This window comes from Mobilicoccus sp., from assembly GCF_032060985.1.
Lineage (GTDB): Bacteria > Actinomycetota > Actinomycetes > Actinomycetales > Dermatophilaceae > Mobilicoccus.
This window is the reverse complement of the sequence record NZ_DAMBGD010000004.1, coordinates 108,593-124,429: the sequence shown is the minus strand read 5'-3', so window position 1 is coordinate 124,429 and position 15,837 is coordinate 108,593. Positions and strand designations below refer to the sequence as shown.

Annotated in this window: 11 protein-coding genes and 1 riboswitch; of the genes, 8 read left to right on the top strand and 3 right to left on the bottom strand. The window is 72.2% G+C overall.

The features are described 5' to 3' along the window. Positions 1 to 5 precede the first annotated feature (5 nt). From RT054_RS05040 to RT054_RS05025, 4 genes are all read left to right on the top strand, one after another. Positions 6 to 1,826, top strand: coding sequence for an ABC transporter ATP-binding protein (locus RT054_RS05040; protein WP_313022408.1), 1,821 nt, complete (start codon positions 6 to 8; stop codon positions 1,824 to 1,826). Next, positions 1,823 to 2,905: a P1 family peptidase gene (locus RT054_RS05035; RefSeq protein WP_313022406.1), complete on the top strand. Its 1,083-nt coding sequence runs from the start codon at positions 1,823 to 1,825 to the stop codon at positions 2,903 to 2,905. Before RT054_RS05040 ends, RT054_RS05035 begins: the two co-directional genes overlap by 4 nt. Then, complete coding sequence (locus tag RT054_RS05030) at positions 2,902 to 3,564, top strand: YigZ family protein (RefSeq protein WP_313022405.1); 663 nt, start codon at positions 2,902 to 2,904, stop codon at positions 3,562 to 3,564. Before RT054_RS05035 ends, RT054_RS05030 begins: the two co-directional genes overlap by 4 nt. A gap of 59 nt (positions 3,565 to 3,623) precedes the next feature. Continuing rightward, positions 3,624 to 3,738, top strand: a riboswitch (SAM riboswitch). 60 nt (positions 3,739 to 3,798) lie between these two features. Further along, entirely contained in the window at positions 3,799 to 5,109 is a 1,311-nt protein-coding gene (locus RT054_RS05025) for a bifunctional o-acetylhomoserine/o-acetylserine sulfhydrylase (protein ID WP_313022404.1), read from the top strand. Positions 5,110 to 5,278: 169 nt separating this feature from the next. Here RT054_RS05025 and RT054_RS05020 read toward each other — a convergent pair whose 3' ends face one another. Next, positions 5,279 to 5,776: an Lrp/AsnC family transcriptional regulator gene (locus tag RT054_RS05020; protein ID WP_313022402.1), complete on the bottom strand. Its 498-nt coding sequence runs from the start codon at positions 5,774 to 5,776 to the stop codon at positions 5,279 to 5,281. Between the two features lie 179 nt (positions 5,777 to 5,955). On the opposite strand from RT054_RS05020, the gene pdhA reads away from it, so the two are divergent. From pdhA to RT054_RS05005, 3 genes are read left to right on the top strand one after another with little or no spacing between them, the layout of a single operon-like run. Further along, the gene (gene pdhA / locus RT054_RS05015) at positions 5,956 to 7,149 is read left to right on the top strand and encodes a pyruvate dehydrogenase (acetyl-transferring) E1 component subunit alpha (protein WP_313022400.1); all 1,194 of its coding nucleotides are present in this window, start codon (positions 5,956 to 5,958) and stop codon (positions 7,147 to 7,149) included. A gap of 1 nt (position 7,150) precedes the next feature. After that, positions 7,151 to 8,206 carry an alpha-ketoacid dehydrogenase subunit beta gene (locus RT054_RS05010; RefSeq protein WP_312719387.1) on the top strand — a complete coding sequence of 352 codons (1,056 nt, stop codon included), beginning with the start codon at positions 7,151 to 7,153 and terminating at the stop codon, positions 8,204 to 8,206. After that, positions 8,203 to 9,729 carry a dihydrolipoamide acetyltransferase family protein gene (locus RT054_RS05005; RefSeq protein WP_313022398.1) on the top strand — a complete coding sequence of 509 codons (1,527 nt, stop codon included), beginning with the start codon at positions 8,203 to 8,205 and terminating at the stop codon, positions 9,727 to 9,729. The genes RT054_RS05010 and RT054_RS05005 overlap by 4 nt, the downstream gene beginning before the upstream one ends. Positions 9,730 to 9,885: 156 nt before the next feature. On the opposite strand, the gene RT054_RS05000 is transcribed toward RT054_RS05005, so the two are convergent. Both RT054_RS05000 and RT054_RS04995 read right to left on the bottom strand, forming a co-directional pair. Then, positions 9,886 to 10,206, bottom strand: a complete 321-nt coding sequence (locus tag RT054_RS05000) for a putative quinol monooxygenase (protein WP_312719383.1) — start codon at positions 10,204 to 10,206, stop codon at positions 9,886 to 9,888. A gap of 116 nt (positions 10,207 to 10,322) precedes the next feature. Continuing rightward, entirely contained in the window at positions 10,323 to 11,531 is a 1,209-nt protein-coding gene (locus RT054_RS04995) for a dicarboxylate/amino acid:cation symporter (RefSeq protein WP_313022397.1), read from the bottom strand. 164 nt (positions 11,532 to 11,695) lie between these two features. Between RT054_RS04995 and hrpA the strand changes: the two genes are divergently transcribed. After that, positions 11,696 to 15,751 (top strand): ATP-dependent RNA helicase HrpA, encoded by a 4,056-nt coding sequence (gene hrpA / locus RT054_RS04990; protein ID WP_313022396.1) that lies wholly within the window; start codon positions 11,696 to 11,698, stop codon positions 15,749 to 15,751. Positions 15,752 to 15,837 lie beyond the last annotated feature (86 nt).

Genomic DNA, 15,837 nt, shown 5'->3' with positions numbered 1-15,837 from the left:
CGCACGTGACTCCCGACACGCGGACCGCCGCGTCGGGCCCGGTCGAGGTCCTCCGTGTCGAGGGTCTGGGCGTCACCGCCCGGGGCCGCGACCTCGTCAGCGGGGTCGACCTGCACATCGAACCGGGGGAGCGGGTCGGGCTCATCGGGGAGTCCGGCTCGGGCAAGTCGCTCACGGCCCTGTCGATCATGGGGCTGCTCGGCGAGGGCCTCACGCCCCGCGGCTCGATCCGCGTCGCGGGGGTCGAGCACGACGTCGTCGGGGCGGGCGAGCGGGAGCTGTCGGCCATGCGGGGACGCGACGTGTCGATGGTGTTCCAGGAGCCGATGACGGCCCTCGACCCCACGATGCGGGTCGGGCGACAGATCGCCGAGACGATGCTCATCCCGCGCCAGGTCGGCCGCGGACGGTCGGCTCGCCGGGTCGACCCCACGCACACCGAGGAGTCCGCGAGGAGCGCCGCGCTCGTCCTCATGGACGAACTCGGCATCCCCGACCCCGAGAACGCCTACCGCGCCTACCCGCACCAACTCTCCGGCGGGCAGCGACAACGGATCGTCCTCGCGATCGCGCTCGCCAACGACCCCGGGCTGCTCATCTGCGACGAGCCCACCACCGCCCTCGACGTGACGGTGCAGGCGTTCGTCCTCGACCGCATCGTCCGGGCGACCCGTGATCGCGGTGCGGCCGTGCTCTTCATCAGCCACGACCTGCCGGTCGTCGCCTCGGTGTGCAGCCGCGTGTACGTGATGAACTCCGGACGCCTCGTCGAGTCCGGGCCCACCGAACGCGTCTTCACCCGGCCCACGCATCCCTACACCCGTCGCCTCATCGACGCGTCCACGCTGCCACCCCGAGCCCCGGCCATGTCCCCGTCGGTGACCCCGACCGTCCGGGCGATGTCGGGGACGCCGGCCGTCGAGCCCCCCGCGGCGGGTGCCCCGGCGGCCGGTCCACCCGCGTTCGAGGTCACCCGCCTCACCCGGACCTATCGGCGCGGCGGGTGGTTCGGGGGCGGGCGGCGCATCGAGGCCCTGCGCGGGGTCGATCTGCGAGTCGAGGCGGGCGAACGGGTCGGGATCGTCGGGGAGTCCGGCTCGGGCAAGTCGACGTTGCTGCGGATCATCGCCGGGCTCGACGCACCGACCTCGGGTGCCGTGAGCGTCGACGGACGCCCCACGCGCTCCGCGGCCGACGTGCGGCACGTCCGCGAGCGGCTGCAGCTCGTGTTCCAGGACCCGATGAGCAGCCTCGACCCGAGGATGCGGGTCGCCGACATCGTCGCGGAGCCGCTCGTCGGACTCGGCCGGCCGGGCGGGCGCGAGCGCGTCGATGCGGTCCTCACCTCCGTCGGCCTGCGGCCGGAGATGGGCGAACGGTTCCCGCACCAGTTCAGTGGCGGTGAACGCCAACGCATCTCGATCGCCAGGGCCCTCGCGCCGTCGCCGGGCATCCTGCTCGCCGACGAGCCGGTGAGCGCCCTCAGCGTCTCGGTCCGCGCCCAGGTCCTCGCGCTGCTCTCCGGGCTCGTCGACGACCTCGGCCTCACGCTCGTCATGGTGAGCCACGACCTCTCGGTCATCCGCCACGTCTGCGACCGGGTCCTCGTCATGCGTGACGGCGAGGTCGTCGAGTCCGGCCCGACCGCCACCGTCTACGAGCATCCCGAGCATCCGTACACCCAGCGTCTCGTCGGTGCGATCCCCACGCTGGAGAAGGCGCTCGCCGGCGTCGACGCCACCCGCCTCGCACGGCCCCCGCAGGCGGGGGCTTCCCGTCACCGTCCGCGCCACGCCCACCACGGACCCCAGGGGGGCTCCCGATGACGACCGGCCCCACGAACTCCCTCCTCGACGTCGCCGGGCTGCGGGTCGGGCATGCGAGCGCCTCCGCACCGGGGGCGCTGTCGGGCAGCACCGTGGTGCTCGCCGACCCCGAGCTGCTCGCCTCTGCGGCCGGTGGCGGCATGGTCGCGGGCGTCGACGTCCGCGGCGGAGGCCCCGGCACACGGGAGACCGATCTGCTCGACCCCCGCAACGTCGTCGAGCGCGTCCACGCCGTCTGCCTCACCGGTGGGAGTGCCTTCGGGCTCGGCGCGGCCGACGGGGTGATGGCCGGCCTCCACGCCCGCGGGATCGGCCTGCCCATGGGCGGGCCGGGCGACGTCGTCCCGCTCGTCCCCGCCGCGGTGATCTTCGACCTCGGGCGGGGCGGGACGTTCGCCGCCCACCCCGACGCCACGACCGGGGCCGCGGCCCTCGAGGCGGCGCTCGCCGACGCCCCGGGCGGGAGGGTCGAGATCGGATGCGTCGGCGCAGGGCGGGGGGCCAAGGCCGGCGGGTTCAAGGGCGGCATCGGTACGGCGAGCGCGGTGTGCCCCGACGGGAGCAGCGTCGCGGCCCTCGTCGTGTGCAACTCCCTCGGCGAGGTCGTCGCGCCCGACGGCACGTTCCACGCCGCCGACGTCCTCCTGCGCGAGGACGGTGGACCGGTGCGTGCCCCCTCGGCGACCGACCTCGAGGCCTCGCGGGAGGCGGCGACCCGGGTGCCCCCGCAGCCGGTGGGGATGCCGGGGCTCGCGACGACGATCGGCGTCGTCGCCACCGACGCGACGCTCACCAAGGCCCAGTGCGCCAAGCTCGCCGGAGTCGGGCACGACGGTCTCGGCATCGCGATCCGCCCCGCGCACACGATGCTCGACGGGGACACCCTCTTCGGACTCTCGACGACGCAGCGGCCTGCTCCCGACCTCCTCGCGTTCTACGAGATCCTCACCCGGGCCTCTCTCGTCGTGGCCCGCGCGGTCGTGCGGGCCGTCCTCGCGGCGGAGAGCACGACGACGCCGATGGGCACCTGGCGCTCCTACCGCGAGGCGTTCCCCAGCGCGTTCGAGGACGGCGCGTGAGCGGCGCGCCGGAGCTGCTCAGCCTCGTCGCGCCCGTCGAGGCCGAGATCGAGGTCAAGCGGTCGCGGTTCCTCGCGCGCCTCGAGCCGGTTCTCGACGAGACCTCGGCGCGTGCGGTCGTGGACTCGGCGCGCAAGCGTCATTGGGACGCCCGGCACCACTGCTCGGCGTTCGTCCTCGGTGTCGAGGGGGCGCCCGGGCGCGCGGGGGAGTCCGGGGTGATCCAGCGGAGCTCGGACGACGGTGAGCCGGCCGGTACCGCCGGGGCCCCGATCCTCGAGGTCCTCACCGGACGGGGACTCACCGACGTCGTCGCGGTCGTCACGCGGTGGTTCGGCGGGACGCTGCTCGGCACCGGCGGGCTCATCCGGGCCTACGGCGACGCCGTCCGCGAGGCGTGCGAGGCCGCTCGGCCCGTGCGCTACCGCCTCCTCGACCGGGTCGAGGTCGACGTCCCGGCCGCCGACGTCGGCCGCGTCGAGAACGAGCTCCGGTCCCGCGGGGTGAGCGTCGCGGGCACCGACTACGGCGTGCTCGCCACCCTCCACCTCGACGTCGACCCGACGGCGCTCGCCGAGGTGGGGGCCCTTCTCGCCCAGGTCACGGGCGGTGCGGCCGACCCGCGCCGCGTCGGAGCATCCTGGTCGCGGGTGGGCTGAGGGGAGTCCGAGGTGTGGACCGTTGTCCGTACCTCGGACTCATGGGTATGCTCGCGCCAGGTCAAGAGCGCCAGCGACAAGCCCCGGCTCGCTGGTCGGCAACCCTTCACCTGCGGTGGGGTGCCCCGGGTGACGACCTGGCCGACCGCACCCGTGTGTCGGCAAGCGCGGGAGTCCGCGCACCTTCGTGCATTCGTGCCATCGCGCACCCCATGCCCATCGAGGAGCAGCGACATGAGCAACTGGGCCTTCGAGACCCGACAGATCCACGCCGGCCAGACCCCCGACCCCACGACGGGTGCCCGGGCGCTGCCGATCTACCAGACGACGAGCTACGTCTTCGGCGACGCCCAGGTCGCGGCCGACCGGTTCGCCCTCAGCGACCTCGGCCCCATCTACACCCGGCTCGGCAACCCGACGACCGAGGTCGTCGAGAACCGCATCGCCGACCTCGAGGGCGGTGTCGGGGCGCTGTTGTTCGCCTCGGGGATGGCGGCGACGACCGCGGCGATCCTCAACATCGCGCAGGCGGGTGATCACGTCGTCGCCGGTGCCGCCCTCTACGGCGGCACCTACAACCTGCTCAAGTACACGCTGCGTCGTCTCGGCATCGAGACGACGTTCGTCCAGGACCAGGGAAACCTCGACGCCTGGCGGGCGGCAATCCGCCCCGAGACCCGCCTCGTCTACGGCGAGACGATCTCCAACCCCGACCAGCAGGTGCTCGACATCGCCGGGATCGCGTCGGTCGCCCACGACGCCGGGGTGCCTCTCATCGTCGACAACACCGTCGCCACCCCCTACCTCATCCGGCCGATCGAGCACGGCGCCGACGTCGTCGTGCACTCGGCGACGAAGTACCTCGGCGGCCACGGCACGAGCATCGTCGGCGCCCTCGTCGACGCGGGGGCGTTCGACTATGGCGCCGAGCCGGGCAAGTTCCCGCAGTTCACCGAGCCGAGCGAGAGCTACCACGGCCTCGTGTACGCCCGTGACCTCGGCAAGGACTCCGCGTTCGGGGCCAACCTCAGCTTCATCCTCAAGGCCCGGGTCGACCTGCTCCGCGACACGGGAGCGGCCGTGGCCCCGTTCAACGCGTTCCTGCTCGCCCAGGGGCTCGAGACCCTCAGCCTGCGCATGGAGCGCCATGTCGAGAACGCCCGTGCGGTCGCGGCCTTCCTCGAGACCCACCCGCAGGTCGAGTCGGTGAACTACGCCTCCCTGCCGGGCAACCGCGACCACGAGCGGGCGGAGACGTACTGCCCCCGCGGTTCGGGCGCGGTGTTCAGCTTCGAGATCGCGGGCGGCATCGACGCGGGCCGCCGGTTCGTCGAGGCCCTCGAGCTGCACAGCCACGTCGCGAACATCGGCGACGTGCGCTCGCTCGTCATCCACCCGGCCTCGACGACCCACAGCCAGGGCAGCGACGAGGACCGCCTCGGCGCCGGCGTCACCTCCGGCCTCATCCGCCTCGCCGTCGGCATCGAGCACGTCGACGACATCCTCGCCGACCTCGAGAAGGGCTTCGCCGCCGCCGCGGGGTGAGCGGCCGTCGCGATCGCCCGACCTCGCCGGACCACGCGGGCCCGACTCCGCCCGGTCCGGCTGGACGGCGCGGCCGGCTCAACCCACCCGGCGCCCGCCGACCCACCCGGTCGGCGGGCGCTGCGCGCCTCCCCGCCTCGCCCAGTCGCCGATGACGCGATTGCTGACGTCATCGATCCGGGGGGTGGGTGGGGTCGTCGACCCAGGCGCCGGGGCCGGGGGAGTCGGCGAAGACGAGCCAGGTGCGGGTGGAGCGGACCCCGGGGATCGACTGGAGCTCGGTGAGCACGACGACGCGCAGAGTCTCGTTGTCCGGCGCGCGGACGAGGACGAGGACGTCGAACTCGGCCGCGACGAGGGAGACGTGCTCGACGTATCGCACCGCGGCGACGCGGCTGCTGATCTCCCGCCACGCGTCCTGCTCGACCGACAGGGCGACGTAGGCGCTCGTCGCGAGTCCGGCCCGCACCGGGTCCACCCGCGCCGAGAAGCCCGTGATGACCCCGGACTCGACGAGACGGTCCAGGCGGGAGTAGGCGCTCGCCCGGCTGATGTGCACGCGTTCGGCGAGGGCGCGGATCGAGAGCCGTCCGTCGCCCACGAGTTCGGTGACCATCCGTCGGTCGACCACATCGAGCGTGGGCCCCGAATCGGATGAACGGTCCATCGATGACCCTCCTCGTCGCAATTCGTCCGGTCTTCGCCGGTCCTCTTGAGCCGAGCGTACGTCGGGCACGACGATCGGGCGAACGAGTCCTCCCTGCAGGCACGCCCGACCTCGCCCCGCAGCGGCGGACGCTCGCACCGTCGCCGACGACGTCGTCGGCTCGACCCGCAGGAGGTCGCATGGCTCCCACCCGCAAGGCCGCGAACGCGCGTGCGTCCAAGGCCGCCGAGCAGGCCGCACCCGACGGGGTGGAGGCGCCGTTCCAGAAGGGCCTCATCCCCGCGCCGACCCCCGTGTCCTTCCTCGACGCGCACGGTGAGCGGGTCACCCCGGTCACCGACGACTACGTCGCCCCGGACGACGACGACGTCCTCGAGTGCTACCGGCGGATGGTGATCGGTCGGCGGTTCGACGCTCAGGCGACGGCGCTCACCAAGCAGGGCCGTCTCGCGGTCTACCCGAGTTCCCGTGGGCAGGAGGCCTGTCAGGTCGGCTCCGTCCTGCGGATCCGCGAGGACGACTGGTTCTTCCCCACCTACCGGGACTCCGTCGCGCTCGTCTCCCGGGGCATCGATCCCGTCGAGGTGCTCACCCTCCTGCGCGGGGACGCCCACTGCGGCTACGACCCCGCCGCCACCCACACGGCAGCGCAATGCACGCCGCTCGCGACGCAGCTGCTCCACGCCGCCGGCGTCGCCTACGGTGAGCGGCGTCAGGGTCGCGACCGCGTCGCGCTCGCGTTCATCGGCGACGGGGCGACGAGCGAGGGCGACTTCCACGAGGCGCTCAACTTCGCGGCCGTGTTCAAGGCGCCGGTGGTGTTCGTCGTCCAGAACAACGGGTGGGCGATCTCCGTGCCCCTCGAGAAGCAGACCGCAGCCCCCAGCCTCGCCTACAAGGGCATCGGCTACGGCGTCGTGTGCGAGCAGGTCGACGGCAACGACGCCCTCGCCGTGCTCGCCGTCGTCGGCAAGGCCGTCGACTGGGCGCGTTCGGGCAAGGGGCCGGTGCTCATCGAGTTGCACACCTACCGCGTGGAGGCCCACACCAACGCCGACGACCAGACCCGCTACCGCACCTCCGACGAGGTCGAATCCTGGAAGCAGAAGGACCCCGTCGAGCGTCTCGCCACCTATCTGCGCTCGGTCGGCAGGCTCGACGACGACCTCGACGCGCAGTACGCGCAGGAGGCCGAGGACTTCGCCGCCGACCTCCGCGACCGGATGAACGAGGACGCCCAGCCACAGGTGACCTCGATGTTCGCGCACGTCTACGACGGCCCCACCGCTCAGCTCGTCGAGCAGCGGGACATGGTGCTCGAGGAGATCGAGGCCGAGCGCGAGACCCTCCCCGCCTCCGGAAAGGACGCCTGACATGGCTGCGACGACGTTCGCCTCCGCCCTCAACCAGGCCATGCGCGACGCCCTCGCCGAGGACGAGCGCGTCCTCGTGTTCGGTGAGGACGTCGGCGTCGCCGGTGGGGTGTTCCGCATCACCGACGGCCTCGCCCGCGACTTCGGCGACGACCGCTGCTTCGACACCCCCCTCGCCGAGTCCGGCATCGTCGGGTTCGCGATCGGTCTGTGCATGGCGGGTCTGCGCCCGGTCGTCGAGATGCAGTTCGACGCCTTCGCCTACCCGGCGTTCGAGCAGATCACGAGTCACGTCGCGAAGATGCGCAACCGCACGCGCGGCGCGTTGCCGATGCCGATGGTGATCCGCGTGCCGTACGCCGGCGGGATCGGCGGAGTCGAGCACCACTGCGACTCCTCGGAGGCGTACTACGCCCACACCCCCGGCCTGCGGGTCTACACCCCGGCCACCGTCGAGGACGCGTACGTCATGCTCCGGGCCGCGATCGAGGACCCGGACCCCGTGGTGTTCATGGAGCCCAAGCGGCTCTACTGGAGCAAGGCCGACGTCGACCTCGAGGCCCTCGCCGCCGGCGGGGGGACGCCGATCGGACGAGCCGTCGTCCGCCGCGAGGGCACCGACGTCACCCTCGCCGCGTACGGCCCGAGCGTCCCCGTCGCGATGGAGGCCGCCGCGGCGGCGCAGGAGGAGGGGTGGAGCTGCGAGGTCGTCGACCTCCGCACCATCAACCCCTACGACGACGACACGCTCGTCGAGTCGGTCCGCCGGACCGGTCGCTGCGTCGTCGTCCAGGAGGCCCAGGGCTTCGCGGGTGTCGGGGCCGAGATCGCCGCGCGGGTGCAGGAGCGGGCGTTCCACAGCCTCGCGGCACCGGTGCTGCGGGTGTCGGGACTCGACATCCCCTATCCGCCACCGAAGCTCGAACACCACCACCTGCCGGGTGTCGACCGGGTCCTCGACGCGGTCGCCCGCCTCCAGTGGGACGACGAACCGGACGACCGCCACCTGCGGGTCGGTGCCGGGGCCGGTGGCGGGATGAGCGAGGTCGGACGATGAGCGTGCGCACCTTCGACCTTCCCGACCTCGGCGAGGGCCTCACCGAGGGTGAGGTCATCAGCTGGGACGTCGCCGTCGGCGACACGGTCGCGGTCGACCAGATCATCGCCGTCGTCGAGACGGCCAAGGCCCAGGTCGACCTGCCGTGTCCGTTCGCGGGGACGGTCACCACCCTGCATGCGCAGGCCGGTGAGGTGGTCGACGTCGGCAAGCCGCTCATCAGCGTCGAGGTCGCGGGCACGAGTTCGGCCGACACCGCCCTCGTCGAGGACGCCACCGAGCGCAGCACCGCGACGCAGGAGCGGATGGACGAGGAGCGGGCCGGGTCCGGCAACGTCCTCATCGGATACGGCACCTCCGAGGCCAAGCGCGGTCGGCGCCGCCGCGTGGGGCGCCGCCCGTCCTCGAGCGCCCCGGCCGGAGCCCCCGCGGCCGAGATGGCGCTCACCCTCTCCGAGGACGACGCGACCCCCGAGCCGTCGGCGCCGTCGCCCGTCTCCACCGAGGGCACCTCCGCTGCGGACGCGTCGACGCGCGGAGGTCGGGACGAGCCGGGGTCCAGGCCGGGGGAGGCCGTACGCGTGATCTCCCCGCTCGTGCGTCGTCTCGCCCGGGAGTACGGCCTCGACCTGTTCTCCGTCACGCCCACCGCGCCGGGCGGCATCATCACCCGCCGGGACGTCGAGGCCGCCCGCGCCGCACGTGACGACTCCGGCGCGGGGTCCTCGGGTGAGTCGCGACGGGCCGCCGAATCGGTGACCTCCGTCGCGTCCGACGCTACCGGGCCGAGCGCCGGTGGGACGACGCCCACGACGGCGACGACGGGTCTGCGCGACGAGCGGGTGCCGCTCACGGGCATCCGGCGCACGATCGCGGACCGGCTCAGCCGTTCCCGGTCGGAGATCCCCGACGCGACGACGTGGGTCGACGTCGATGCCACGGGGTTGCGCTCGCTCAAGGACGACCTCGCGGCCACTGTGCCTGACGCACGGATCGGGTATCTCGCCCTGCTCGCCCGCATCGTCGTCGCGGGCCTCGCGCGGTTCCCCGAGCTCAACGCCTCCGTCGACACCGAGGCCGGAGAGATCGTCCGCAAGGGTGTCGTCAACCTGTCGCTCGCGGCCCAGGGGCCGCGTGGACTCGTCGTCCCCGTCGTCCACGGCGCGAGTGCGATGTCGACCGAGCAGTTGTCGGCCGCGATCCGGGACGTCACCGGCCGCGCCCGCGCCGGGACCCTCTCACCTGCGGAGATGACCGGCGGTACGTTCACGCTCAACAACTACGGCGTGTACGGGGTCGACGGGTCGACGCCGATCATCAACCACCCCGAGGCCGGCATGCTCGGCGTGGGCCGCATCGTCGACAAGCCGTGGGTGGTCGACGGCGCGCTGGCCGTCCGCCCGGTCACGCAGTTGTCGCTGAGCTTCGACCACCGGGTGTGCGACGGGGGCGTGGCCGGCGGGTTCCTCCGGTACGTCGCCGACTGCGTCGAACGCCCCGGCGCCCTGCTCGCCGGGCTCTGACCGACGGGCTCGCGCAGCCGTCCTCGACGGCAGCGGTCGACGACGGCACACGCCACGGACAGCAGACATGGCGGGCCCCTCCTGTGGGACCCGCCATGTCTGTGGTGAGCGACGCGCGGCGAGCGCAGTGAGTGCGGTGCGCGCGGCGAGCGATCGTCAGTCGACGCTGATCTCGGACATCGTGTCCCAGCCGGTGGCGGGGATCCGGCCGTTGACGATCGCCGGGGTCGCGGCGAGGTACTGCGGGAACTCCTCCTGCATGGCCTTGAAGTGGGCGGAGTTCACGTGCGGCTCGGCGCCGTCGTCCTCGAACGCCTCGAGCAGGACGTAGGTGTTCGGCTCCTCGACGCTGCGGGACCACTCGAACCAGAGGTTCTTCTCCTCCGCGAGGGTGGCCTCGGTGAACTCCCGCGCGATCTCGGGCCACCGGTCGGCGTACTCGGGCTTCACGGGGAACTTGACGTTGATGAGGATCATGCGGGGCCCTCCATCTCTCGGGGTCGGGTCGCGGACGTGCGATCGACCCCACCCTCTCACCACCGCGACGCCGAGCCCACGACACCTCGGGTGCTGCGGGGCAGGGCGGTGGGGTGTCAGGTGGTGGGGGTGATGGCGGTGTCGGTCTCGGTCGTCCGGCTGCGGCGGGTGAGGGTGTCGACGACCGCGGCGATCGCGCCGTCACCCGTGACGTTGGTCGCGGTGCCGAAGGAGTCGATCGCGATGTAGGTGGCGATCATGAGGCCGACCTGGGGTTCGGTGAAGCCGAGCATGGTCGACAGCAGTCCCGTGGCGGTCATGATCGCGCCGCCGGGGACACCGGGGGCGGCCACCATCATGATGCCGAGCATGAGGATGAAGCCGACGATCGTCGGGATGTCGATGGGCTTGCCGTAGAGGAACATCACCGCGAGGGAGAAGCAGGTGATCTTCAGGGTCGATCCGGCGAGGTGGATCGTCGCGCAGAGCGGGATGACGAAGGAGGCCACCGGCCCGCTCACGCCCATCGTCATGGCCTGGCGGTGGGTCACCGGAATGGTGGCCGCGGACGATGAGGTGCCGAGCGCGGTGACGTAGGCCGGCAGCATGGCCTTGAGCATCGACAGGGGGTTCTTCTTGAAGAACGCACCGGCGATCGAATACTGGATGAGCAGCAGCACCACGGTGAGGATGAACACCATGACGATGACGCCGAGGAATGTCGTGACGACGTTCCACACCTGGCCAGCGGCGGTCATGTTGAGGAACACGCCGAAGATGTAGAGCGGCAGCAGGGGGATGAGGATTCCCGCGATGACCTTGTTGACGATGTCGCGGAACTCGACGAAGCCGCGTCGGATGACGTCCCCGTCGACGAGGGTGAGGCCGACCCCGACGACGAACGCGAGGATGAGGGCGGTCATCACCCCCATGAGCGGCGGCATCTCGACCGTGAAGAACGGAGCGAGCAGGGCGTCCTCGGGGTTCGTCACCGATTGCGCCGACTTGCCCGTCAGCAGTGAGGGGAACACCGCCATGCTCGTGGCGAAGCCGAGGAATCCGGCGAACAGCGTCGAGCCGTAGGCGATGGCCGCGGTGACGGCGAGCCATTTGCCCGCGCCCTTGCCCAGTTCGGCGATCGCGGGGGTGATGAGTCCGACGATGATGAGCGGGATGATGAACGAGAGGAAGTTGCCGAACAGGCCGTTGAACGTGACGAACGCTCTGGTGAGCCACTCGGGGAAGAACAGTCCGCAGACGATGCCGAGGACGATGGCGATGAGGATCTTGGGGAGCAGCCCGATCGAGCGGCGTCGCGAGGTCATGGGCCCAGCGTAGGAACGAAGTTCGACGCCGGGGGGCGGTTCGCCGGGAACCCGGCCGCGTGTCTCGTTCCGCACGACACGACGGCGTGCGGTGTCGTCCCCCGCGAGGCCCCCCGGGCCGCGGCCGGGGAAACCGGCTGGACGTCGCCCGTATCCTGAAGGGCGTGTCCGAGACGCCCCCATCCGAGCCGCCGCGGCCCGCCGACCCCCGGCCGCAGGGGCCCGCGGGTCCCTCCCGCGGACGTCGCCGACAGGGGGGCCCTCAGGCGGAGGGCCGTCCGCGAACCCGGCAGGGGGCACGTGGCGGCGGACGCCGGGGTGATCGCCCGGCCCTCACCCCGGAGCAGAAGGCGGAGCGGCGCGCGGCGTGGGAGCGGCGGGTGGCCGCCCGTCGTGAGGCGGCGCAAGCCCTCGACATCACCTACCCGGACCTGCCGGTCTCGGCCGTCCGCGACGAGATCGCCGCCGCGATCCGCGATCACCAGGTCGTCGTCATCGCCGGTGAGACGGGCTCGGGCAAGACGACGCAGATCCCGAAGATCTGTCTGGAGCTGGGGCGCGGGATCACCGGTCAGATCGGCCACACCCAGCCGCGGCGCATCGCGGCCCGGTCGGTCGCCGAGCGACTGGCCCACGAGCTCGGCGTCGACCTCGGCGCGCAGGTCGGGTATCAGGTGCGGTTCACCGACGAGTCCAGCCGCGACACCCTCGTCAAGGTGATGACCGACGGCATCCTGCTCAACGAACTCCAGCGCGACCGTGACCTGCGGCGATACGACACGATCATCATCGACGAGGCCCACGAGCGCAGCCTCAACATCGACTTCGTCCTCGGCTACCTCAAGCAGCTCCTCCCGCGGCGACCCGACCTCAAGGTCATCGTCACCTCCGCGACCATCGATCCCGAGCGCTTCGCCGCCCATTTCGCCGACCGCGACGGCACCCCCGCCCCGATCATCGAGGTCTCCGGGCGCACCTACCCCGTCGAGATCCGCCACCGTCCACTCGTCCGCGTCGAACCGAGCCGCACCCCGGGCAAGCCCGACGTCGAGGTCGAGATCGACCAGATCACGGGCATCTGCGAGGCCGTCGAGGAGCTGTGGACCGAGGGCGGCGCCGCCGAGCGCGCCCGCGACGGCGGCGGGGAGGACATCCTCGTGTTCCTCTCGGGCGAACGGGAGATCCGCGACGCCGCCGACGCGCTCGCGGGGATGGACCTGCCGGGGACGCAGATCCTCCCGCTCTTCGGGCGCCTCTCCGCCGAGGAACAGCACCGGGTGTTCTCCCGCGGTGGGGGGCGGCGGGTCGTCCTCGCGACGAACGTCGCCGAGACCTCTCTCACCGTGCCGGGGATCCGGTACGTCGTCGACGCGGGCACGGCGCGCATCAGCCGCTACAGCCAGCGCACGAAGGTGCAACGCCTCCCCATCGAACCGATCAGCCGGGCGAGCGCCAATCAGCGTTCGGGGCGCTGCGGGCGCGTCTCCGACGGCATCGCGATCCGCTTGTACTCGGAGGAGGACGAGGCCTCGCGGCCGGAATTCACCGACCCCGAGATCCTGCGCACCAACCTCGCGAGCGTCATCCTCCAGATGACCGCGCTCGGGCTCGGCGACATCGCGAAGTTCCCGTTCGTGCAGGCCCCGGACTCGCGGATGGTCACCGACGGCCTCCGGTTGCTGCACGAGCTCGGCGCGATCGACCCCGAGCAGGAGGACCCGCGTCGTCGACTCACCGACGTCGGGCGCCGCATCGCCCGGATCCCCGTCGACCCCCGGCTCGCCCGGATGATGCTCGCCGCCGCCGACGCCGGATGCCTGCGCGAGGTGACGATCATCGCCGCGGCGCTGTCGATCCAGGACGTCCGGGAGCGTCCGCTGGAGAAGCAGGCCCAGGCCGACCAGCAGCACGCCCGGTTCAAGGACGAGACGTCGGACTTCACGACCCTGCTCAACCTGTGGAAGTACCTGCGCAAGCAGCAGAAGGCGCTCTCGAGCAGCGCGTTCCGGCGGATGTGCAAGGCCGAGTACCTCCACTACCTCCGCATCCGGGAGTGGCAGGACCTCGTCGGCCAGCTCACGACGACGATGCGGGAGCTCGACCTCACCCCGAACTCCCGTCCCGCGACCCCCGAGGCGATCCACACCGCCCTGCTCACCGGGCTCCTCTCGCAGGTCGGCCTGTACGACCGTGAGCGGCGCGACTACCTCGGCGCCCGGGGTGCGCGGTTCGCGATCCAGCCCGGATCGGTCCTGCGGCGCAGCTCCCCGGACTGGGTGATGAGCGCCGAACTCGTCGAGACGACCCGGCTGTGGGCGCGGACGAACGCCGCGGCCGATCCCAGGACGATCGAGGAGGTCGGGGCGCACCTGCTCAGACGCTCCTACAGCGAGCCCCACTGGAGCCGGAAGCGCGCCGGGGCCGTCGCGAACGAGCGCGTGACGCTCTACGGCATCCCGCTCGTCACCGAACGGCCGGTGGGCTACGGTGCGATCGACCCGGAGGTCTCGCGGGATCTGTTCATCCGCCACGCGCTCGTCGAGGGGGACTGGGACACCCCGCACCGGTTCTTCCACGACAACCGCCGACTCCTCGACCGGCTGGCCGAGCTCGAGTCCCGGGCGCGGCGGCGTGACATCCTCGTCGACGAGGACACCCTCGTCGAGTTCTACGACCAGCGCGTGCCCGCCACCGTCGTCTCCGGGGCCCACTTCGACGCGTGGTGGAAGAAGGAACGGCGCCGCCGCCCCGAGTTGCTCACGTTCACCGAGGACTTCCTCGTCTCCGACGACGCGGACGTCGTCGACGCCCGGGACTACCCGCACGAATGGGTCCAGGGCGACCTGCGCCTGCGACTCACCTACCAGTTCGAGCCGGGCGCGGACGCCGACGGCGTCACCGTCCACATACCCGTCGAACAGCTCAACCAGGTGAGCGAGGAGGGCTTCGACTGGCAGGTGCCCGGCCTGCGGCCCGAACTGGCGACGGCGCTGCTCAAGAGCCTGCCCAAGGCGACCCGCAAGCTCTTCGTCCCGACGCCCGACCACGCCCGTGCCGCGCTCGCCGAGGCGGACGAGGCCGAACTCGCCGCCGGCGTCCCCCTCACCGACGAACTCGCCCGGGCCCTCTACATCCGGACGGGTCACCGCGTCGCGCCGGGGGAGTGGGACGTGACCCGCGTGCCCGACCACCTGCGGATGACGTTCCGCGTCGAGGACCCCCGCGGCCGGCGTCTCGCCGAGGGCAAGGACCTCCCCGCGCTGCAGGAGCGCCTCGCGCCACAGGTGCGCTCGACGATGGCGAAGGCGGCGAGCGACGTCGAACGCCGCGGCCTGGTGACCTTCGACCTCACCGAACTGCCGGAGGTCTTCGAACGGCGCGTGGGCAAGCGCGACGTGCAGGGCTACCCCGCCCTCGTCGACCAGGGCGATTCGGTCGACGTGCAGGTCCTCACCGGTCGCGCGGAACAGGTCGCCGCGACCCGCCTGGGGCTGCGACGCCTCATCCTGCTCAACACGAGCGTCCCGTGGAAGCGGATCCTCGGGCTGCTCACCAACGCCCAACGGCTGGCCCTCGGGCACAACCCCCACGGGTCCCTGCAGGGGCTCCTCGACGACATCCTCGCCGCCGCGGTCGACGCCATCGCGGCCCGGAGTCTGGCGGCCTCCGGCAGCGACCTCATCCGCACCCCGGCCCAGTTCGACGAGGCCCTCGCGGCCGTCAAGCGGGAGATCGTGCCCACCGTCATCGAGATCGTCGAATGGGTGCACCCCGTGCTGGACCGGGCGCGCTCGGTGCGTCTCGCCCTCGACGCGATGCACCCCTCGACGCCGGAGATGACCGCGATGAAGGCCGACCTCACCGCGCAGCTCGAGGATCTCGTGCACGCCGGTTTCGTCGCCGAGACCGGCCATGCGCACCTTCGCCACCTGCCCCGCTACCTGCAGGGGATGCTCCTCCGCCTCGAGAAGGCCCCGGCAGAGGGATGGCGCGACGCCCAGCGCCTCGAGATCGTGCGCACCGTCGAGGCCGAGCGGGTGAAGCTCGTCGAGGCGTTGCCGCCGCTCGAGCGTCGCGCCGACGACGTCCTCGCTCTGCGGTGGATGATCCAGGAGCTGCGCGTCAGTCTGTTCGCCCAATCGCTCGGCACCGCGCACCCCGTCTCGGAGAAGCGGATCTACAAGGCGATGGACGCCGTCGAGGACGCCCACGCGGCGTAGCGCCGACGCGTGTCTCGTCGCGGCCGGAGGGCCGTCGTCCGAGGGATGGTCGAGGTGCGGGTGGGCTGCGGCCGGCGCGGGGCGGA

Coding starts and splice junctions, on each gene's coding strand:
- RT054_RS04995 (WP_313022397.1), bottom strand. CDS start 11,531: ATGACCTCGCGACGCCGCTCGATCGGGCTGCTCCCCAAGATCCTCATC.
- RT054_RS05020 (WP_313022402.1), bottom strand. CDS start 5,776: ATGGACCGTTCATCCGATTCGGGGCCCACGCTCGATGTGGTCGACCGA.
- pdhA (WP_313022400.1), top strand. CDS start 5,956: ATGGCTCCCACCCGCAAGGCCGCGAACGCGCGTGCGTCCAAGGCCGCC.
- RT054_RS05000 (WP_312719383.1), bottom strand. CDS start 10,206: ATGATCCTCATCAACGTCAAGTTCCCCGTGAAGCCCGAGTACGCCGAC.
- RT054_RS05005 (WP_313022398.1), top strand. CDS start 8,203: ATGAGCGTGCGCACCTTCGACCTTCCCGACCTCGGCGAGGGCCTCACC.
- RT054_RS05010 (WP_312719387.1), top strand. CDS start 7,151: ATGGCTGCGACGACGTTCGCCTCCGCCCTCAACCAGGCCATGCGCGAC.
- RT054_RS05035 (WP_313022406.1), top strand. CDS start 1,823: ATGACGACCGGCCCCACGAACTCCCTCCTCGACGTCGCCGGGCTGCGG.
- RT054_RS05025 (WP_313022404.1), top strand. CDS start 3,799: ATGAGCAACTGGGCCTTCGAGACCCGACAGATCCACGCCGGCCAGACC.